A 20,948-nucleotide genomic window follows, 5' to 3' on the forward strand; every position below is an offset into this window, starting at 1 on the left:
TAATTGTCTAAAATTAACAATAAAATCAATATGGGAAATTTCTTTGAAGATTTCTCTATTGGTCAAAAAATAATTCATCCCCTTCCTAGAACAATTAGTGAAGGTGACGTATCTTTATACATAGCATTTACGGGTTCTAGATTTGCATTACATTCATCAAATGAAGTAGCAAAGCAAATGGGTTATGATAAAAGACCTATTGATGATACTTTAATGTTCCACTTAACATTTGGAAAATCTGTTCAAGATGTATCTTTAAATGCTATTGCAAATTTAGGTTATGCAGAAATTGCCTTCCCTAATCCTGTTTATATTGGAGATACAGTTTCAATGACATCTGATGTTATTGGATTAAAAGAAAACTCAAATGGAAAATCTGGAGTTGTTTATGTTCACTCAATTGGTGTAAACCAAAATGGTGATGAAGTATTAAACTTCAAAAGATGGGTTATGGTTCATAAAAAAGATAAGGAAACTTCATCAGGTATTAATGAAGTTCCAACTTTTGCAAAAACTACTCCTATTTTAGATAAAATTAATCTTCCAGAAATCAAGTGTGTAGACACTGATTCTACTGGCGGAAAATTCTTCTTTGAAGACTATGAAGCAGGTGAAAGATTAAATCATCCAGATGGTATTACAGTTGATAATAGTGATCATACACTAGCAACTAAGTTGTACCAAAATAATGCAAAAGTTCACTTCAATGACCATATGATGAAAAGTTCACCAATGGGTCAAAGATTAATGTATGGTGGAATTGTTATTTCAATGGCAAGAACATTATCATTTAATGGTTTACAAAATGCGCAAAATATTTATTCTATAAACTCTGGAGCACATGCAAATCCTACTTATGCAGGAGATACAATTTATGCTTATACAGAAGTTTTAGAAACAATTGACCATAAAAGAGAAGACTTAGGATTATTAAGATTAAGAACGATTGCAGTTACAAACCAAAAATCTTCGGAAATTGAAAATCCAAAAGGTGAAGATGGAAAGTACTTAAAAAATGTAGTACTTGATTTAGATTACACAGTTGTTATTCCCAAGAAAAAGACAAAAAAGTAGAAAACAGCTAAGTAATAAACAAAAAATTAAATTTAATAAAAGGAAAATAATATGACACACCCTAATGAAGCACTATTCGGTTCTGGAGACAATTTACCAATTATCCCATCTTGTGAGCACTTTGCTGGTAGCGAAAAGCTAATCTTAAAAGGTTTTGAGATGCAAAAGAAACTTGGACCTGTTTTTGATATTACTTGTGATTGTGAAGATGGAGCTGAAACTGGTAAAGAAGTTGAGCATGCAGAAATGATTGTTAGAGTAGTTAACTCTGATGCTAACCCATATGCAATGGCTGGTACTAGAATTCATGATTTTGATCATCCAGATTGGAGACAAGATATTGATATTTTAGTACCTGGTGCTGGTGAAAAATTAGCATACATTACTATCCCAAAATCAACTTCATATGAAGATGCTAAAACTCAAGTTGAGTATATTCAAGAAGCAGCTAAAAAAGCTGGAATTTCTAGAGAGATTCCAATTCACGTTTTAATTGAAACACATGGTGCATTACAAGATGTAGAAAAAACTGCAACTTTACCATGGGTACAAGTTTTAGACTTTGGATTAATGGACTTTGTTTCTGGTTACCAAGGTGCAATTCCAGCTTCAAATATGAGAAGCCCTGGTCAATTTGATCATAGATTAATTGGTGCTGCTAAAGCAAAAGTTGTTCAAGCTGCTTTACAAAACCACATTATTCCTTGTCACAATGTTACACTTGATTTAAAAAACCCATACCAAACTTATAAAGATGCTGAAAAAGCAAGAAATGAGTTCGGATTCTTAAGAATGTGGTCAATTTATCCAACACAAGTTCAAGCAATTGTTGATGCAATGAAACCAGACTTTACAGAATTAGAAGCTGCGCAAAATATTTTAATTGCTGCACAAGATGCTGAGTGGGGACCAATCCAGTATGACGGTGAGTTACACGATAGAGCAACTTACAGATATTTCTGGGAATTAGTTCAAAGAGCAAACTTCTCTGGAACAAAATTACAAGATAGAGTTCAAGACAGATTCTTCTCTTAATCTTTATACAACTTAAGACTTTAGGTCTTAAGTTGACCTATTTAACCTATTCATAATCAATAATTCAAATTTCTTAAAACTATATCAAGAAGGTGTTAAAACACAACACTTTTAAAAATAAACTAAATGTAAACTAATAAAAAAGAATTTTTTCATTAGCGCATTGGTATAATAATAAAATTTCAAAAGCAAAAAGGAAAACAATGAGCGCAATAAAAGAACAAGATATTATAGATAGTATTGCTGATGCATGTCAATATATTTCATATTTTCACCCAGAAGATTTTGTAAAATCTATAGTTGAAGCTTATGAAAACGAACAATCTGAAGCTGCTAAAAATGCACTAGGACAAATTTTAATTAACTCTAAAATGTGTGCTTTAGGTCATAGACCTTTATGTCAAGATACAGGAAGTGTTAATATTTTTGTAAGAGTTGGATTAAAAGCTGACTTAGAAATCACTAAAGAACTAGTAGATGTATTAAATGAAGGTGTTGCAAAAGGTTATACTAATCCTGATAATACATTAAGATACTCTGTAGTTTCTGATCCAGCAGGTGCTAGAACTAATACTAAAGATAATACACCAGCTGTTATTCATGTAAGTGTTGATAACTCTGATGAAATAGATATTACTGTTGCTGCTAAAGGTGGTGGTTCTGAAAATAAATCTAAATTTGCAGTATTAAACCCATCTGATAGTGTTTATGATTGGGTTATGGCAAATGTAAGAGAAATGGGTGCTGGTTGGTGTCCTCCAGGAATTTTAGGTATTGGTATTGGTGGAAACCCAGAAAAATCAATGCTTCTTGCAAAAGAATCTTTAATGGGTCACGTTGATATTCATGAACTACAAGCAAGAGGTCCACAAAATGCTTTAGAAGAGTTAAGATTAAGACTTTATACTGATATTAATAAAATTGGTATTGGAGCACAAGGTCTTGGTGGTTTAACTACTGTTGTTGATGTTAAGATTTTAGATTACCCTTGTCATGCTGCATCTTTACCTGTTGCTATGATTCCTAACTGTGCAGCTACACGGCATATTCACTTTAAATTAAAAGGTGGAGAAGGTGCTGCTAAATTTGCTAAACCAGATTTAAGTATATGGCCAGATATTGAATTACCATTAGATTCTATTAAAAAAGTAAATATTGAAGATTTAACAAAAGAGAACTTATCTCAATTTAAATCAGGAGATACTTTATTATTAACAGGAAAAATTTTAACAGCAAGAGATGCTGCTCACAAAAAAATTGTTGAGTATAAAAATGCTGGTAAGCCACTTCCAAATGGAGTAGATTTAAAAGATAGATTTATTTACTATGTTGGACCAGTTGATCCTGTTAGAGATGAAAAAGTAGGACCTGCGGGACCAACAACATCTACTAGAATGGATAAATTTACTAAAGACATGATGGAAATTGGAATCATGGGTATGATTGGTAAAGCTGAGAGAAAGCAACCAACTATTGATTTAATTAAAGAATACAAATCTATGTATTTAATTGCAACAGGAGGAGCTGCTTATTTAATTTCTCAATCAATTAAAGATGCAAAAGTTCTTGCATTTGAAGAGATGGGAATGGAAGCTATTTATGAATTTGATGTAGTTGATATGCCTGTTACTGTTGCTGTTGATACAGAGGGTGTTTCTATACACACTACTGGTCCTGCTAAATGGAGAACAATTTAATACAATAAAATATAAAGACGCTACGTCTTTATATTTATTACCCTTGAAAAAACTAATCTCTACTAAATTACTTACTATAAAATACTCCTTAGAGTAAAAAACTATGTTTCATTTTTGACGTTAAGAAAAAATGATTAATGTTATATTTCATTATAAATAATAATACAGGAAAATTATAAATGTTATTAGAAGATTTAAAAGACTATTTATGTTTTGGAGTTGCAGGAAACTTTGCTAATCATTTAGGTGAAGCTGGAGAAGCTGATGAGTTTGCACAAATTAAAACAGACGAAAAAGATGCCCCTAAAGGAATGTTTCCTTTTTATATAAAAGGACATGATTCTTTTTTAGGAACATATCCAATATGTGACGAAATTATAAAGACACATGGAAGAGAAGCTGATAATATGCAAGTTGAAGCTGAAGTTGCTTTAATATGTGACTTTGTATATGAAAATGATAAGATAGTAGATATCACTCCTAAATATTTTTCAGCCTTTAACGACTGTTCACTTAGATTCCAAGATGGAAATAAACTAAGTACAAAAAAGAATTGGGGAACAAATACTAAAGGTATCTCTCAAGAAGTTATAGAGATTGATAACTTCACGGAAGAAGGTATTTTAAAAAGATATCATATTGCCTCATTTGTTAAAAGAGACGGTATAGTTCATGATTATGGAACAACATCTTCTGTAAAATCATATTCATACTTTTTTGGGCAATTAAAAGAGTGGATGATAGAAAAACTAAATTCTCAAGAAGATTGTGGTCCTTTAGAAGAATTAACACAATTTACTAAATATGCAAAAGATTCAAAAGGTATTTTAATAGCAGCAGGAGCTACAGCTTATGCTGAGTTCGGAAAGAATCACTTCTTACAAAAAGGCGATGAGATCTTTGTATATATTTATGACGCACATTTCCATTCATTTGATGATATGTACAATGATATGTGTGGAATGGATACTTTCTTAAGTAAATGTTCTAAACTTCATCAAATATTAGAATAAATAAAAAAATATATTTAATATTAATCTTATTATAAGACTTCTTAAATATAATCACAAAAATTATGTTTAAGGAACTTATATGTTAAAAGAATTCAAAGAATTTCTAATTAAAGGGAATATGGTTGATATGGCTGTTGGATTTATTTTTGGAGCAGCTTTTGCTACATTAATTAAATCACTTGTTGCAAATGTTATTATGCCACCTGTTGGAATGTTACTTGGAAATGTAGACTTCTCTCAATTATTTATTGCACTTGATGGTAAAACTTATGAAACAATGGCTAAATTAACAGAAGCAGGAGCACCTGCTATTAAAATTGGTTTATTTATGAATGACACAATTTCTTTTGTAATCTTAGGATTTGTGATGTTTATGTTTATTAAAACTTACAATAAAATGAAGAAAAAAGAAGAGGAAGTTGTAGAAGAACCAACTACAAAAACATGTAGTGAGTGTGCAATGGATATTCCAATTGCTGCTAAAAAATGTGCTCACTGTGGAAACACTGAAGTATAATAAAAATTAAAATTAAAAGGTCTAAACCTTTTAATTTTTTAATCTAAATCTACTAAAGCTTTAAATGTAGCTCCACATCTACCAATATTTTCAACATTTACATGTGACTTTTCATCTAATCTTCCCTCTTCCAAATATTGATGTTTAATCTCTAATATAATTGGCGTTGTAACACCTGGAATATCAACTGTAGAATAATATTCACATAGTAATGCACTTTGAGAAGAGCTTATCATTGGAGGAAAACTTTCCATAACTTCGTTAACATCAATTTCAAATTTTTGAATCTCACTATCTTCTTTTGGAAGTGGTATTGCACATTTTTTAACTTGGTTTGCATTATCTTTATTAACAAAACAAATAGTAGCTTTCTTATGCTTTAAAATATTTGCTAGTGTATCTTTTGGAACTCCATCTTCTTTTTCGCCAATTGCTACAATTACTAATGCAGGATTAGTAGAAATTGGAATAAAATAAGAAAAAGGGGCTGCATTTAATACACCCTCATCTTCTGTAACAATCCAAGCTATTGGTCTTGGAATTACTGTATCTGACATTATTTTATATCTGTTTAAATCGTTAATATCTTTATAGTCTAAAATCATTAATGTTCCTTACTTTATCTTTAAAATATAGCAAAATTATAGCAAAATTTATACACTTATAAAAGAATAAAAAATCATTTATTATATAAATTTAATTTATGTTTCTAAAAGTTAGTTTGAGGGAAAAACCAGAGGAAAAACTAGTTTGAAACATGCACCAAAATGAGTTTTATTTTCAATGTAAAATTTCTCATTTGATACAAAAATCTCACCCTTCATACTATTATTAATAATTTCTTTTGTCATATGAAGACCAATTCCAGTACCAATACTTTGATCCTTTGTTGAAAAGTATGGTTCAAAAATTTTATTTTCAATAGATTTAGGAATCCCTCCACCACTATCTTTTATAATTAAATAAGCATTCTTTTCATCTTGGAAAATATCTATAATAATGTATCTTTGTTTTTCCTCTTTTAATAATAAAATATCTTTTGCATTATTTATTATATTTATTGTAGCTTGTAAAAGTTCATTTTTAACACCATAAATTTTAACAGAAGAAAAATTCTGTATAACTTTTATATAGTTATTTTGTAAAGTAGAACCAACTAAGATTAAATTTTTGTCAATTAGTTCTCGTAAATCAAACTCTTCTATCTTTTTATTTTCCATAAAAAAGTTTCTAAAATCTTCAATTGTATCTGATAAGTGTTTTGTGCATTCTACAATTTTAGTAAAATCATTTTTCATATCATTGTTATTTATAAAGTCAAAATCAATCTTAACACAGTTACCACTAGCTATTGTAGAAATTGTACTTAAAGGTTGTCTCCATTGATGTGCAATATTACCTATCATTTCTCCCATTGAAGCCATCTTAGATTGTACTTGTAATAATTCATCTTTATGTCTGTTTTTTTGAACTTCTGAGTCAAATTTTTGTTTTAATTTATTATTTAATACTTCTAATTCTTTTGTTTTTTCCTCTACTTTTACTTCAAGGGTTGCATTGATATTTCTAAGTGCACTTTTTTGGTTTTCAATACTTTCTTTGTATTGATTTAACATATTAGTAATTTTAATAGAAATAAAATATGATAGAAAACTTGAAATAAAAATAAAAATTAATGCAGTTTTTATTGAATATTCAATAATTTCATTTCTTTTTGATTCATTTATTCCAATAATCCCTTCTATACTTTTATCGATATTTTTAATATTAATATTAATACCAATTAACCAATCCCAAGTATCTATATAACTAAAGACATCAAGAGTGTAATTATTCTTATCAATTTTATTCCAGAAATATTTATACTCATCTTCTATTAAATCAATTTTAGATAATTTTGCATAATCAAATAATGATGAAATCATATTTTTATTTGTTTGAATAGTTTCATAAGAAATATTTTTAAAATTATTTGAAGTGTCTTGTATCACATTTAGTTTATCATCAAGTGTAAAAATAAAACTATTTTTTTGTAGTTTCATCAAGTTTAATCTCTTCAAAATTTCTTTTTTAGTATCAACTTCAAAATCTTCTAAATACTCAGAATATCCTAATACTAAATTTAAAGATTCAAACTTCTTTAAATATGAAATTTTATTTAATTCTACAAGCTTTTTATCTCTTAATACAGTCTCTTTATTAAAAATAAAACTTGTATTCTTCTTATGTAATACTTCATCTATTTGAACATGAAAATCTTTATTTATATTATCTTTTAAAGATATATTTTTTGAATTAAAAGAATTACGATTTTTTGAATATCCATATAAAAAATACTTTCCCTTATCTTTCGAATTTAATTGACTAAGAGATGATAATATATTTATTTGAATTGCTTCTGAGGATTCAATTCCTATTGAGTTATTATATGATTCAGTAAGTATTGTATTTGCAAAATCTATTTTATCTTTTACTTTATCTTTTAATATATTTAATGAAGTTAATTTTTTATATTTAACATATGAATTTATTGAATCTAGAATAGTTACTAAACGTTCTTTTTCTTCATTTAAAAAAGTTTTTTCTAATTTTTTTGAGTCATTTTTAAATTTGCTATCTGCTTGTTTTATATGTATAAATGTAATAATTGATGCTGTTAGTATTATAAATAATATCGGAACAACAATTATTGTTTTTGATAAGTTTTCTTCTTTAAACATTTATATTTTAAATTCAGCTTCAACTTCTTTAGCAATAAGATTGCCTTTTAATGTGAGTAGACCATCTGTGATATATTCTTCAGTCTTTAACTTTTTTAAAAGTTTTTTTCCTTCTTTAAGTGAAAATAGTTGCGTATTTTCTAGAGTTACTACAATATCCATAAGTGTTTCATCATCTTTTTTCTTTAATATTGCTAACAATAATATTTTTTCGTTTATATCCATTTTAAAATCCTAGTATAGTAATAGGCAAATATAATAAATGCAAAGCCTAATAAGACAGTAATTATAGCAAGCGAAGTTAAACTTGCCATTAATCCAATAAATAGTGTAGTTATAATGCATGAAATCATGAAAAACATGTCATTATATGATATTACTCTACCTAAATATTTTTCCTCACATTTGTCTTGTAGTAATGCATAAGTTAGTGACCAAAGAACAGTTGTAAATAATCCTACGAAAAACATTGAAATAAGTGAGATATAAAAATTAAACTGTGTTAATCCCCAGATAATTATTGTAATTCCTTGAAAAATTAATAAATAATGTAAATTATCTTTATTAACATATTTTGAAATAAATATAGGTCCAATCATCAAAGCAACAGCTCTAGTTGCATTTGATATACCAATTGCAAGAGGAACTGAAATAACATATTTATACTCGCTTTTTGCAAGTAAAGTAATCAAGGTATCAAAAGATGTTAAACCTACACTAGCATGTAAAAGGATTAAGTGCATTATGATTTTATTTTCTTTTATATAAATAAATCCATCTTTTATTAATGTAAATATTTTATCTTGTACAACACTTGCCTTTACAACAAAATCAATTCTTACAAAAACAAAAAAAGCAGCTACAAAAAATAGTGAGTCAACAATAAAAGCAGCTTTAATTCCAATATAATTTACAATTAAAGCAGAAACTGCCATTCCAGCTGCATAACAAAAAGACCAAATAATTGAGTGTATTTCATTTGCTTTTTGTAAGGCTTCACCTTTTAAAAGTTTTGCGAGCAGGGACATTTCAGTTGAGAAAAAAATTGAAGCAGCAGACATTCTAATAAATATAAAAATCATTAAAAGCCATATTTGACTTTGATTTTCTATTGTTAAAAATAGCAATGTCATAATAAACTCTATTGCAAGTAAAGAAAGCATTAAAGGTTTTATTTTAAATCTATCTATAATTGCACCTGAAAAAGGTGCGATTAAAACAGCAGGTAAAAAGTGCATAGCTGTAACTGTTGCAATTGCTAATTCAGATGAACCAAAGTTAACAAGCATTGTATAAATAGCAACATTTGAAAACCATGCTCCAAAATATGCTATAAATTGAACAAGAGATAAATCTCTTATTATTTTATGTTCCCTAAAGAGTGCTAGATAATTCAATTTCTATTAATACTTCTTGAAACATAGCAGAAAAAGATTCTTCATCTTCTTTGTTAGGTGTTAAATAGTTTACTTTTTTATTTCCTGCATAAAAAAATGCACATTCACTTTTTATGTCTTCACTTAATTTAACTGTAAAATTAGCTTCTCCAAAAGATGAAGAAATTTTAACTGCATCATTATTTTTAAAACCACTTGATTCATTTAAGTAAACATGATTATCAATTGTAAATTGAGAATTCAATGAGTTTTTACTCTTTGCAGTTATTAAATAGAAATTTGTTGAATTCTTATGTTTATATAAAGGCTCAACATCTACTTCTTCAATAAATTCAAAAGTCTCAAACTCTTCATATTCAACAGTTTTATTTGTATAATAATCTAAGATTTCTTCTTCACTTTTTAAAGCTTCGAATCCAAATTTTTCAATTAAAACACTTGCTAATTTATATTCACTTATTGTGTTTTCTTTTGGGTTTTCAATAGCATTTGAAATAGCTTTATATTCATGTCCATAAGACAATCTTACATCAGCTTTTGATAAAAAAGAAGAAGCAGGAATTATTAAATCTGCATACTCACAAGTATCGTTGTATGTTGTTGTAAAACAAACTACAAAGCTATTTTTTAAACCTTCGATTACAGCTTTAGTATTTGGTGCAGAAACAACAGGATTAGCTCCTTGAATGAAAACTAAATCATAAGAAGAAAAATCAACTTGCGCAACTGATACTTTTTTATTTTTTATAGAGCTTTTAACTTTAAATTGATTTTCATATCCATGTGAAGAGTTACTTAAATACCAAACACCACCTGCTTGCTTTTTATGAACACCTAAGTATGCAGCTAGTGAGTCAATACATCTCATAATCTGTGCACCTTCAAAGTACTTTTGAACTCCAAGTCCTACAACAAATGATACTTTTTTGTTTTCAATTAATTCAAAAAACTGGTTTACTAAAGCTAAGGATACTCCTGTTGTTGCTTCATAAGAAACTACAGGTCTATTTCTAGTAATATCAAAAAACCACTCTGCGCCTTCGCTGTGTTCTTCTAAGAATTCTTCATCTTCAATATCTTGCATATTTGCAAAACGAGTTAATAAAAGTGCTAACTCGTAATCAGTTTTTGGATTAATCTGCATATGTATGTCAGATTTCTTTGCAATATCAGTTTTAATTGGATCAATTGTTATAAATGTTTTATCTTTTACAAGATTATACATATGAGATGAAGTAACAGAAAAGTTTCTTCCCCAAACAACAATCACATCAGAGTCAATAAGCTTTTGAATTGGAGGGTTTACTATACTTCCTCTTCCTTGTTCAATTCCTAAGCCACCTCCTCCATCACACAAACTTCCTTTTGTTAAAGTTGAACCATATTGTGTGAAAAAGTTTTTAACAGCAGCTTGCATTTTTCCTAAGTTACCACTTCCTTCATAAAAAAGTGTTTTAGATGCATCATTATCTTTTAATTTTGCACTTAAAACTTCAAGAGATTCTTCTAATGAAATATCTTCATTATTAAACTTAGGACTTTGATGATAATCTTCTTTTAATAGCTGTGCAAAGTTAACACATAACTTTGAATTAGTAGTAAAGTGTTCTTTTGAACCTTTGATATTCTCATCAATAATTTCAGCTTGACAGGCATCATAACAATCTAATGGACATGCTACTTTTTTATTTGAATTCAATTTTTACTAACCTTGAAAAAGTATCAATATTAGATACTAGTAATTGTATTTTATATGAAGAGATATGTTGTGAATCTGCAATAGTATAAATCTTATTTATTTTTACATCTGATTTTTTTCCATCAAGATAAATAGCTTTTTCTTTTAAGTTTTCAACTTCATTTATTGGAACATAAAATTCTAATTTTGCTTTTGATAAATCTTTTGATTCATATAATAAAGTTCCAGGAGTTACATAATCACCTTGTTTTACTGCTATATTTGAAATATAATTTGACTTTTCAATTAATTTTTTATTTTTAATTGTATCTTTTAAATTCTCTATTTGTATAGTCATATCAGCTTTTGAAGATTTCAAGTTTATAACTTTTAATTTTTGAGTATCTTTTTCAAAAGCAGACTTTGAAGAAACTTTATTTAATCTTTTATAATTATTATTTTCAATTGCAATCATATCATTTATGTATTTTAATTTATTTCTAGATTGAGATAAATCCATCTTATTAACTTTTGAATCAATTTCTATAATTACAGAATTATTTGCTTTTGAACCTTCAATTTTTGTATTTGAAAAAACAACTTTTCCTGAAACTGCAGATTTAACTGTGTAACTTTCAATTGGCTCTAATTTTGCATAATATTCACCTGCAATTAAACTATTAACTAATATAAAACAAAATATAAATATTTTCATGTACTTTTTCCTTATAATTTCAATTCTTTTAATTTTTTGATAATCTCTTTTTTAATTATCTTAATATCTTTTTGTTCTTCTAATTTAAAGATTAACTCATCTAAAGAAGAATTTATCTTTATATAAACTGCTAATATTTTTAATAATTCATCTTTGGTATTTGAGCTTTTTACTTTTTTTATTAAAGATGTTTCATTAGATTTATTTATTCGTTTATAATTTATAACATAGAAATATAAACCTAGTATTAACATTCCTACAATAATACCCAAAGTGAAGAAAATTATTCTATCTTTTTGTGAAGTTTTTTCTACTATTTTTATTACTTGTTTTTCTTTTACTTCTTTTTTAGCTTTTTGTAATAGTTCTACTTTTTTAATTTCATTATTTTTTTCTACTACAATATTTATTTCATCACTATATTTCGAAATAACTTGCTCTAAATCTTTATCAAAGTATTCTATTTTAATTTTAGGAATTGTTATAGAATCATTTGGAATAATTGAAAAAACTTTTGTATAAGTGCCTTTGTATTTACCATCTTCATATTTAGCTTTAATTTTGGGTTTATTATCATAAATTGTAGTATTTTTGATATTTAACTTTATATCTTTAATATCTTCAATATTACCATTTCCAGTAATTACTAACTTATATGATATAGCTTCACCTTGTTTTACTTTACTTTTATCAACACTAGCTTTTATATCAAACTTACCAATTAAATTTGTATTTGATGGTAATTTCTTTACATTAAACTCTAATTCATTAGAATATATTTTTATATTTGAGCTAGTATTTGAAAATAATGAATAGGAATTACTTGCATCAATTATTTGTGCATTAATTTTTAAAGGATTTACTTTTAAGATTCCTTCTTTTAAAGGAAATAACAAGAAGTTTAATTCTTGAACAATAAATCCATTCTCTTCATATTGTTTTGTGTTTGGTAATTGTTTGTACCAAAAATTATCAAAGTTTGGTTTTTCAAAAGATAAATCAACAATATTTGAATTCTTTTTATATTTAAAAACAACAGTTAAAACAAAGTTTTCACTTACATATAAATCTTTGTTATTTGTCTTTAAGCTCAAGTCAAATATTGGTGAAACAGTTTTTTGTGAATTTTTTAAAGTGATTTTTTGACTTTTAGTAAAAAATTCTTTTCCATCAATAATAAACTTTAAACTTGGAAATTCAAAATCTTTTGAAGGATATAATGAATATATTTTTCTAATACTTCTTGTAATTTTATTGTTAATTATATTCGTAGAAGTAGATGAAGATATCTCTTGAACACTATATGAATTTATAGTATCTAGTTTTGGCATTTTTATATCATTTGCACTTATTGTTAATGAAAAAACTAAAGGCTCACCTTTTATTACTTCTTTTGGCAAACTTAACTCAACATTAGAAAACAGTGAAATGATAAATATTGATGATAAAAACAAAAATCTAATTATTAACATGGCTAAAAGTCTAGTGTTCCTTCAATTGCAAAGTTAGCTTTTGAATCAAGTTCAGCATGAGATAATACTGTAATTTGTAAGCCAAATTTTTCATATATTTCGGAAATTCTTTTTCTTAATACTGGATCTACAACCATAGTAACTTTTGAGAAACCTTTTACTTCAATTTGGTCTACTAGTTCTTTTGTTTTAGTAACAAGATTATTAATTTCAGCAATTGAAAGTAAAAGTTGAGAAACTCCATGTTGTTCTTGTAATTTACCAATAAATTGCTGTTCAAGTTCTGGTTTTATAGTAATAATATGTAAAACTCCATCAGCATCTTTAAACTTATCTGTAATTAATCTAAACAGTTTTGATCTTACATGTTCTAGCAATACATCTGGTGCTTTTGTAAATTCTGCGATATCAGCAATTGCTTCAACAATTGTAAGCATATCAACAATTGGAATTTTCTCATGTAATAAGTCTTTACAAACTTTTAATAAAGCACCATAAGAAGTAACTTTCATAGCTTCTTCTATTACTATAGGGAAGTCTTTTTTAAGTCCATCTATAATATTAACGATATCTTGTCTTGTAATAATATCTTCAGCATGTTTTTTAATTATTTCAGAAATATGCGTTGAAATAATTGTAGGTGCATCAACAACTGTGAAACCTTTCATTAAAGCTTCTTCTTTTAAACTAGGACTAATCCATGTGGCTTCTAAATTAAATACAGGTTCTTTTACCTTTAAACCTTGTAATTTTTCATTTCCTAAACCACCCATTGCAAGAAGCTTTTCTATTTCAACTTTTCCACTTACAAGTGGTATTCTTTTTAAGAATAATCTATATTCATTTGGTGCTAGTGTTGCATCATCTGAAATTCTAATTTGTGGAATTACAAAACCTAACTCAGTAGCAATTGTTTTTCTAATTGCTTTAATTTTATCTAATAATTCTGAGTTACCTTGAACTAATTGTAAAAGCCTAATTCCAAGTTTTAATTCTAAAACTTCAAGTTTCATTATTGTTTCAATAGTTTGCTCTTCATTAGGAACAGCAGCTTTTTTCTTTCTATCTTTTAATACGTCAATATTATCATCAACTTTTGCTTTTGCATTTTCAGGTTTGAAAAATCTAGTTACAGCATTATCTTTTTCATTATTTATCATATCAATTGTGTACCCAATAAATACTAATAATAATCCCATAACAATCAAAATCCCAGAAGGAAAACCAGGTATTAATGAGAATAAAACCATTCCAATACCAACTAAAATTAAAGACTTACTATCTTTGATTAATTGATTAATTGATTGATTTGCAAACTTATCTTCATCCATATTTGAACGAGTAATAATAATAGCTGTTGCAGTTGAAAGAATAAGTGCAGGAATTTGAGCAACTAATCCATCACCAATTGTTAAAATTGTATAAATTTCACCACTTTGTGCAGCTGTCATATCATGTTGAAATAATCCAATTAGCAAACCACCAACAAGGTTTACTAAAGTAATTATAATACCAGCAACAGCATCACCTTTTACGAACTTAGAAGACCCATCCATAGCTCCATAAAAGTTAGCTTCAGAAATTAGCTCTTTTCTTCTTTGCTGTGCTTGTTTATCATCTATAAATCCTGCATTTAAATCAGCATCAATAGCCATTTGCTTACCAGGCATAGAATCAAGTGTAAATCTAGCAGTTACCTCAGCAACCCTTGTAGCACCTTTTGTAACAACCATAAAGTTAATAAGTACAAGAATAATAAAAATAATAACACCAATAACCATATTTCCACCAACAACAAAATCCCCAAAGGCCGAAATAATGGAACTAACTGCATCAGGACCATTATGCCCTTCGCTTAAAATGGACCTTGTAGTTGCAATATTTAAAGAAAGCCTAAATAACGCTAATATTAAAATAATGGTAGGAAAAGTAGTAAGGTCTGCAGGTTTTTGTATATATAAAGAAATAAGTAAAATTAACAATGATAAAGACAAAGAGATTATTAGAAAAAAATCTAATATTCCCTTTGATAAAGGAACAATAATAATTGTTAAAATTGCTACAAATAATGCAACAATGAATAAATCTTTACTTAAAAACTTTCTTAAATTCATATACTATTTTTGTCTAACTAGTTAAGAAAGTTTGTCAAAGATAATTCATTTGTTCTTTGTATTGTAGAATATAAAGATGTATATGTTAATTCTAAAGCAGCTGATTCAATAGCTAATTTAGTTAAATCAGCTGCTCCAACTTCTTGAGATAATATTGTATATTGTGTTAATTTAGAAGTAACTCTCTCAAGAGAAATTTCAAACATTTGATTTTTTGAACCAAGTTCTGAATGAGCAAGATTTAATGCATCATAAGATTCAGAAAATTTTTCTTGATTTTCAGATAATAAAGCATCTCTAGTATCATCATCAATTGCATTTCCATCTGAATCAACTTTGTTTAATGTATTTACTAAATCATCTATTAAATCAAAGATATTTGAACGTGCTTCAAATTTTGTTCCAGAATCAGAGCCTATATCATTTATAGTATAAGTAGGAGGAGTTAATCCATCATTACTATCTACTGCTTTTGAAGCAACTGAAGTATCAACAGTGCCATCTTTTTTCAACATTTCTATGTCAGTTTTAGCTGCATTTAACTTCCAAATATCACCATTTTCATCAATAATTGTATCTGCTTCTTTAAAATTTAAAGTTTCTCCAGATAGTGCTGTGCTTGAAGGATAAGTCATTACGTCATAGCCATTTACACCACGTTCTCTATATGAACCATCATCAACTGAAATTTTTCTTGCTATATTATTACCTTCATATGTAACATTACCATCAGAATCTTTTGTAAACGGAATCACTGATGAGTCTGAACCAGCAAATAAATATTCACCTTCAACTTGTGTATTAGCTAAATCAAAAAGATTTTCTTTTATACCAGCTAAATTTAGAGCAATCGCTTTTTTACCTTCATCACTTGTTGTATCAGTATTAGCTTTTATTATTTCTGTTTTAGCCAACTCAAAAAGTGCTTTCATTTCACCTATTGTTGAATCTGAAACATTATTTTGAGCAGTTGTTCTTTCTATTTGAGTTTGAATACCTTCGTATGTTCTAATTCTATCATCTATATATATTTCTCTAGAATATAAAGATGAATCTTCACTACCCTTGTCTATTACTTTTCCTGTAGACAGTTGATATGATATTCTAGTTTGTTCTGCGTTTAAATTAGATAATCTATATAGTGTTTGTTCTGTTTGATTAATCATTGTAAAACCTTTCTAAACATTGATACGATTTCATTAAAATCATATTTTTCATCAGTTCCCTGAATTAAAAATTCTCTTATTTGTTCTTTTTTAGCCATTGCATTATCAAGTTCAGGATCCATTCCCGCTTTATATGCTCCAACACGAACTAAAACTTCGTTTTCTTTTATTAACGATAATACTCTTTTTAACTTTAAAAAGTCATTATAATGCTCTTTATCAACTACTTTGTCCATTACTCTTGATGCAGATTTAAGTAAATTAATAGGAGGATAAAATCCTTGTTCTGTTAATTCTCTAGTTAATACAATGTGCCCATCAAGAATAGATCTACTTTGATCTGCAATTGGATCATTCATATCATCACCATCAACTAAAACAGTAAAAAATGCTGTAATTGAGCCTTTTTGATTATTCCCTGCTCTTTCCATTAATTGAGGTAATAAAGAAAATACTGAAGGTGGATAACCACGACTTACAGGAGGTTCACCAGTACTTAGTCCTATTTCTCTTTGAGCCATTGCAAATCTTGTAACTGAATCCATCATAAGTAATACATCATGACCTTTATCTCTAAAAAACTCTGCAACTGCCATAGCTGTAAAAGCTCCATATTTTCTCATTAATGCTGATTCATCAGAAGTTGCTGCAATTATTACAGTGTTTTCTAATTTATTGTCCAAGTTATAATGTATAAACTCAGGAATTTCTCTTCCTCTTTCCCCAATTAGTGCAACAACTTTTATTTGTGCCTCACAACCTTTTACAATCATTCCCATTAATGTAGATTTACCAACACCAGAACCTGCAAAAATACCAACTTTTTGACCTTTTCCAGAAGTTAGCATTGAATCAATTGATTTAACTCCTGTTGAAAATCTATCACCTATTATTCCACGTTCAAGGGGAGGCATTGATAGTTTATTAATTGCAGAAGTTTCTTCTAAATCTTTAATTTTCCCACCGTTATCAATAGGTTCACCTAAAGCATTTACAACCCTACCTAAAAGTCCATAACCACACTTAATAGATAGACCTTCTTTTTGTAAATACACTTTGTCATATATTCTAAACCCTTCAATAAAAGAAAAAGGAACAATAGTAAAATCATCATTAGAAATTGATGCCACCATTCCTAAAACTGTGTAAAGATGCTGAACAGATTCAATTTTTACAATATCACCAACAGCTACTTCTAATCCTGTTGCTGTAATTGTAGTTGTGGAAATATTTTTTATTCTTCCAAATGCAATTGAAAGATTTGTTGAATCAATATTATTAATTAAATTTTCAATATCCATTACATCTCATCACACATTTTTTTATAAAGACTTTCATTTGTATCTTTTACATCTTTACACTTAATAATATACTCATCTTGTTTTATTTTATTTCCTAATGCTTCGTATAATTTTAGAATATCATAATAAATTTTAACTTCATCATTTGGCTTTAATCTTCTTGTATTATCTTTACCTTCTAATAAATAATTAATCGATTCTTGTAATTGATTAGTATCTTTTGAAATTTTTGATAACTCCATTTCAACAAAAGGAGAATAAATATTTGCTTTTAATTCTTTTTGTTTTAAATATAATTTATTTAAAATTTCTTTTGCTTTATTTGTATCATCTTTCTTTAGTAAATATAAATAATAATCATAATAAAAATCTACAATTATTGGATTATTTTTATTTAATTCAATAAAATTTATGTTTCTATTTGCGTAAGAAAAGAACTTATCTAAAGATAAACCATCACCTTTTGATTTAAGTATTTGATATCTATATAAAAATTCTTTTGCTAAAACATCTTGATTATCAACCATTTCAACTTTTGCAGAATAATCAAGTGCTTCATCACTTAAACCTAAAGAATAAGCCATTCTTTCTAAATATAAGTATATATTTGGATCTCTACTTGTGTTAAAAGTATCTTTAACCTGTAAATATCCTCTTTCATAAGGTACTTCAATAAGACATTCAAAAAATTTATATTTTATAGTTTCATCTTCTATTAATTTTTCTAAAGTTTCATTTCTTGAAGTTTTTAATGCTTTATTTAATTCAAAACATTTCCCCGTATTTAAAAAATTTTTAATCATTTCAATATTTACTTCATCAAATATTGATTCAATTGATTTATACCCAAATCTTTTTGCTATTGTATTTGAAATTTTATTATAAACTTTTTTTGAACGCATTATAAGTTTATATTTTTTGTCTTCCTTATCATTTATAAGCTCTTGGAGTAATGCTTTTTGTTGCATAGCTTCAGATGATTTATATTTAGCCGCAATTACAGAAGGTTTAACTCTTCCTTGCCTCATAAGAATTTCATCAATAAACATTTTAGATCTTTTGGCATAAGCACCCTGTGCATAATCATTTATAATATCTTTATATAACTCTTTTGCTTTTTCCAAATAAAAATTTGTTCTATCATACATAAGCATATAAGTATTTGCTAACTTATATTTAAAGTCTTCAATAGATTCTTCTTTAGAAGTTTTATTTAATAACTCTTTTAAAATTTCAACTGCATGTTCTGGCATATCTGATTTTATTAATTTAGTGATTTTTTGGTTTGCTAAATATGAATCGTTAGCATAGTATTCAATATTGCTTTTTAAAACATTAGAAATCAAGTTATTTGCTTTCTCAAAATCTTTATTATCAATATAGACATCAAAAAGTTCATCTGCAACAATTGTAGCAATTAACTTATCATTAGTTTTTGCCAAAATAGAATATAATATTTTTATTGACCTATCATAAGCTCTTTGATATTTATATACTTTTGCTAATTGAATTTTTCCATAAGTCTTTGTAATTTCATCTTCAAAGTTATTTATAATTATTTGCGCAAAATATTTAGCATCTTTAGTTTTATTAATCTTTAATTTTAATTCAACTAAAAGCATATATGCTTTTGCTAAATCAAATTGATTTAATGAAGATGTGTTTATTGCATTTTCAAGCAGTTTTGAAGCTTCAAGTGAAAATCTTTTTGATTCTTTTTTTAATGACAATTCAGAATAAAGAATTATTAAGTCAGAACTTAAAACATTAATTTTATTTTTTTCTTTATAATCTTTTATAAGTGAATAAGCTTCATCAATTTTACCATCACGAGCAAGTAGTTTAGCATTTTCTATTATATCAAAGCCATCACTAATTGTTTGCTTTCTTTTTTCAGAAATTTGAGCACCAGAAGAATTTATAAAACTATAATAGAAATCTTTTTTGGCATAAAGAGTATTTAATAATATAAATAAAAGTATAAAAATTCTCAAACTCTACCTCTTCTTTTTTAATTCATACACATAAGAAAATATTTCAGCTAAAGCCTTATAAAATCCACTTGGTATTTCTTGTTCTAATTCTATTTGTTCATGTAATGCACGAGCAAGTGCTGGGTTTTCTATAATTGGTATATTATTTTCTTTTGCAATATCTTTTATTTTTACCGCAATAAAATCAATACCTTTTGCAATCATTTTAGGTGCAGAATCAACTTCATTATCATATTTTAAAGCAATTGCATAATGTGTTGGGTTAGTGATTACTACATCTGCATCAGGGACATCTGCCATCATTCTTTTACGTGACATTTCCATTTGTATTCTTCTAATACGACCTTTTACTTGAGGATCTCCATCCATATTTTTAAATTCATCTTTAATATCTTGCTTACTCATACGTAAAGATTTCATATAATAATGTCTTGTAAAATAAAAATCCATTATAGCAAAAATTATTATAATAAGTAGTATTGCTGCTAAAAAGAAAAATATTACCTCAATCATAGAAGCTATTGAAGCTGAAGTTTCTTGATCCATCATTGCAAGAAATTTTTTGTGTGTTAAAATAAATAATATAAACATTACAACAACAATAATTGTAAGTTTTGCGGTAAGTTTTAAAGCCTCAATTCCTTTTTTCAAACCAAAAATATTTCCAAAACCTTTTATTGGATCTAATTTCTGCAAATCAATTTTTAAAGGAGTAGTAATAAAACCAAACTGCATCCAATTTGTAGCAAAAACTAATACCATTATTAAAGCAAATAAGGGAAGTAATGCTGATAAAAAAGTCATTACTGTAGTATATGTAATTGCATAATATACGCTACCGTCCATATCTTGACCAATAAAGCTATAAGAGAACATCATCATTTTTTTAATTTCACTCATTGAATAAGAAGAGAAAAACAATAAATACATTGATCCTAAAGTTAAAATTGCAGCACCTGTAACTTCTGCAGATTTATTTACGTTACCTTCTTTTTTTGCATCTTCAATTTTCTTGTCGGTGGGTTCTTCGGTTTTTTCATCTTCATCAGCCATAT

General features: G+C 27.2%; 17 protein-coding genes. 5 read left to right on the forward strand and 12 right to left on the reverse strand.

Annotated elements, in window-relative coordinates:
* The first annotated feature begins 3 nt into the window (after positions 1-3).
* The 5 genes from LPB137_RS11165 to mscL all read left to right on the forward strand — a co-directional run bounded on the left by LPB137_RS11165 (position 4) and on the right by mscL (position 5,336).
* Entirely contained in the window at positions 4-1,074 is a 1,071-nt protein-coding gene (locus LPB137_RS11165; RefSeq protein WP_228144667.1) for a MaoC family dehydratase, read from the forward strand.
* Between the two features lie 51 nt (positions 1,075-1,125).
* Positions 1,126-2,109: an HpcH/HpaI aldolase/citrate lyase family protein gene (locus tag LPB137_RS11170; protein ID WP_076088062.1), complete on the forward strand. Its 984-nt coding sequence runs from the start codon at positions 1,126-1,128 to the stop codon at positions 2,107-2,109.
* A gap of 203 nt (positions 2,110-2,312) precedes the next feature.
* Positions 2,313-3,806 carry a fumarate hydratase gene (locus tag LPB137_RS11175; RefSeq protein ID WP_076088064.1) on the forward strand — a complete coding sequence of 498 codons (1,494 nt, stop codon included), beginning with the start codon at positions 2,313-2,315 and terminating at the stop codon, positions 3,804-3,806.
* A gap of 179 nt (positions 3,807-3,985) precedes the next feature.
* Complete coding sequence (locus tag LPB137_RS11180) at positions 3,986-4,819, forward strand: DUF5718 family protein (RefSeq protein WP_076088066.1); 834 nt, start codon at positions 3,986-3,988, stop codon at positions 4,817-4,819.
* A 79-nt stretch (positions 4,820-4,898) separates the two neighbouring features.
* Positions 4,899-5,336, forward strand: coding sequence for a large conductance mechanosensitive channel protein MscL (mscL, locus tag LPB137_RS11185; protein WP_076088068.1), 438 nt, complete (start codon positions 4,899-4,901; stop codon positions 5,334-5,336).
* Between the two features lie 38 nt (positions 5,337-5,374).
* On the opposite strand, the gene LPB137_RS11190 is transcribed toward mscL, so the two are convergent.
* The 12 genes from LPB137_RS11190 to flhB form a co-directional block, all read right to left on the reverse strand.
* The gene (locus LPB137_RS11190) at positions 5,375-5,941 is read right to left on the reverse strand and encodes a flavin reductase family protein (protein WP_076088070.1); all 567 of its coding nucleotides are present in this window, start codon (positions 5,939-5,941) and stop codon (positions 5,375-5,377) included.
* Between the two features lie 111 nt (positions 5,942-6,052).
* Positions 6,053-8,056, reverse strand: a complete 2,004-nt coding sequence (locus LPB137_RS11195) for a sensor histidine kinase (protein WP_076088072.1) — start codon at positions 8,054-8,056, stop codon at positions 6,053-6,055.
* Positions 8,057-8,281, reverse strand: coding sequence for a hypothetical protein (locus LPB137_RS11200; protein WP_076088074.1), 225 nt, complete (start codon positions 8,279-8,281; stop codon positions 8,057-8,059).
* A complete protein-coding gene (locus tag LPB137_RS11205) occupies positions 8,272-9,453 on the reverse strand; it encodes an MFS transporter (protein WP_076088077.1) in 1,182 nt (393 codons plus the stop codon). The genes LPB137_RS11200 and LPB137_RS11205 overlap by 10 nt, the downstream gene beginning before the upstream one ends.
* Positions 9,431-11,152, reverse strand: a complete 1,722-nt coding sequence (locus LPB137_RS11210) for a molybdopterin-dependent oxidoreductase (protein ID WP_076088079.1) — start codon at positions 11,150-11,152, stop codon at positions 9,431-9,433. The genes LPB137_RS11205 and LPB137_RS11210 overlap by 23 nt, the downstream gene beginning before the upstream one ends.
* The gene (locus LPB137_RS11215) at positions 11,139-11,846 is read right to left on the reverse strand and encodes an efflux RND transporter periplasmic adaptor subunit (RefSeq protein ID WP_076088081.1); all 708 of its coding nucleotides are present in this window, start codon (positions 11,844-11,846) and stop codon (positions 11,139-11,141) included. The genes LPB137_RS11210 and LPB137_RS11215 overlap by 14 nt, the downstream gene beginning before the upstream one ends.
* An 11-nt stretch (positions 11,847-11,857) precedes the next feature.
* Positions 11,858-13,318, reverse strand: a complete 1,461-nt coding sequence (locus tag LPB137_RS11220; RefSeq protein ID WP_076088082.1) for a BatD family protein — start codon at positions 13,316-13,318, stop codon at positions 11,858-11,860.
* A gap of 2 nt (positions 13,319-13,320) precedes the next feature.
* Positions 13,321-15,432 (reverse strand): flagellar biosynthesis protein FlhA, encoded by a 2,112-nt coding sequence (gene flhA, locus LPB137_RS11225; RefSeq protein WP_076088084.1) that lies wholly within the window; start codon positions 15,430-15,432, stop codon positions 13,321-13,323.
* Positions 15,433-15,449: 17 nt separating this feature from the next.
* Positions 15,450-16,598 carry a flagellin N-terminal helical domain-containing protein gene (locus LPB137_RS11230; RefSeq protein ID WP_076088086.1) on the reverse strand — a complete coding sequence of 383 codons (1,149 nt, stop codon included), beginning with the start codon at positions 16,596-16,598 and terminating at the stop codon, positions 15,450-15,452.
* The gene (gene fliI / locus LPB137_RS11235) at positions 16,595-17,899 is read right to left on the reverse strand and encodes a flagellar protein export ATPase FliI (RefSeq protein ID WP_076088088.1); all 1,305 of its coding nucleotides are present in this window, start codon (positions 17,897-17,899) and stop codon (positions 16,595-16,597) included. Before fliI ends, LPB137_RS11230 begins: the two co-directional genes overlap by 4 nt.
* Positions 17,899-19,893: a tetratricopeptide repeat protein gene (locus tag LPB137_RS11240; protein ID WP_076088090.1), complete on the reverse strand. Its 1,995-nt coding sequence runs from the start codon at positions 19,891-19,893 to the stop codon at positions 17,899-17,901. Before LPB137_RS11240 ends, fliI begins: the two co-directional genes overlap by 1 nt.
* Before the next feature lie 3 nt (positions 19,894-19,896).
* Positions 19,897-20,946: a flagellar biosynthesis protein FlhB gene (flhB, locus tag LPB137_RS11245; protein WP_076088092.1), complete on the reverse strand. Its 1,050-nt coding sequence runs from the start codon at positions 20,944-20,946 to the stop codon at positions 19,897-19,899.
* Between the last annotated feature and the right edge of the window lie 2 nt (positions 20,947-20,948).

The sequence above is a fragment of the Poseidonibacter parvus genome (genome assembly GCF_001956695.1).
GTDB classification, from domain to species: domain Bacteria; phylum Campylobacterota; class Campylobacteria; order Campylobacterales; family Arcobacteraceae; genus Poseidonibacter; species Poseidonibacter parvus.

Bases quoted from the DNA above. Each gene is read 5' to 3' on its own strand.
- LPB137_RS11200 (WP_076088074.1), bottom strand. From the start codon at position 8,281: ATGGATATAAACGAAAAAATATTATTGTTAGCAATATTAAAGAAAAAA.
- LPB137_RS11190 (WP_076088070.1), bottom strand. From the start codon at position 5,941: ATGATTTTAGACTATAAAGATATTAACGATTTAAACAGATATAAAATA.
- mscL (WP_076088068.1), top strand. From the start codon at position 4,899: ATGTTAAAAGAATTCAAAGAATTTCTAATTAAAGGGAATATGGTTGAT.
- LPB137_RS11170 (WP_076088062.1), top strand. From the start codon at position 1,126: ATGACACACCCTAATGAAGCACTATTCGGTTCTGGAGACAATTTACCA.
- LPB137_RS11195 (WP_076088072.1), bottom strand. From the start codon at position 8,056: ATGTTTAAAGAAGAAAACTTATCAAAAACAATAATTGTTGTTCCGATA.
- LPB137_RS11230 (WP_076088086.1), bottom strand. From the start codon at position 16,598: ATGATTAATCAAACAGAACAAACACTATATAGATTATCTAATTTAAAC.
- flhA (WP_076088084.1), bottom strand. From the start codon at position 15,432: ATGAATTTAAGAAAGTTTTTAAGTAAAGATTTATTCATTGTTGCATTA.
- LPB137_RS11180 (WP_076088066.1), top strand. From the start codon at position 3,986: ATGTTATTAGAAGATTTAAAAGACTATTTATGTTTTGGAGTTGCAGGA.
- LPB137_RS11215 (WP_076088081.1), bottom strand. From the start codon at position 11,846: ATGAAAATATTTATATTTTGTTTTATATTAGTTAATAGTTTAATTGCA.
- flhB (WP_076088092.1), bottom strand. From the start codon at position 20,946: ATGGCTGATGAAGATGAAAAAACCGAAGAACCCACCGACAAGAAAATT.
- LPB137_RS11220 (WP_076088082.1), bottom strand. From the start codon at position 13,318: ATGTTAATAATTAGATTTTTGTTTTTATCATCAATATTTATCATTTCA.
- LPB137_RS11175 (WP_076088064.1), top strand. From the start codon at position 2,313: ATGAGCGCAATAAAAGAACAAGATATTATAGATAGTATTGCTGATGCA.
- fliI (WP_076088088.1), bottom strand. From the start codon at position 17,899: ATGGATATTGAAAATTTAATTAATAATATTGATTCAACAAATCTTTCA.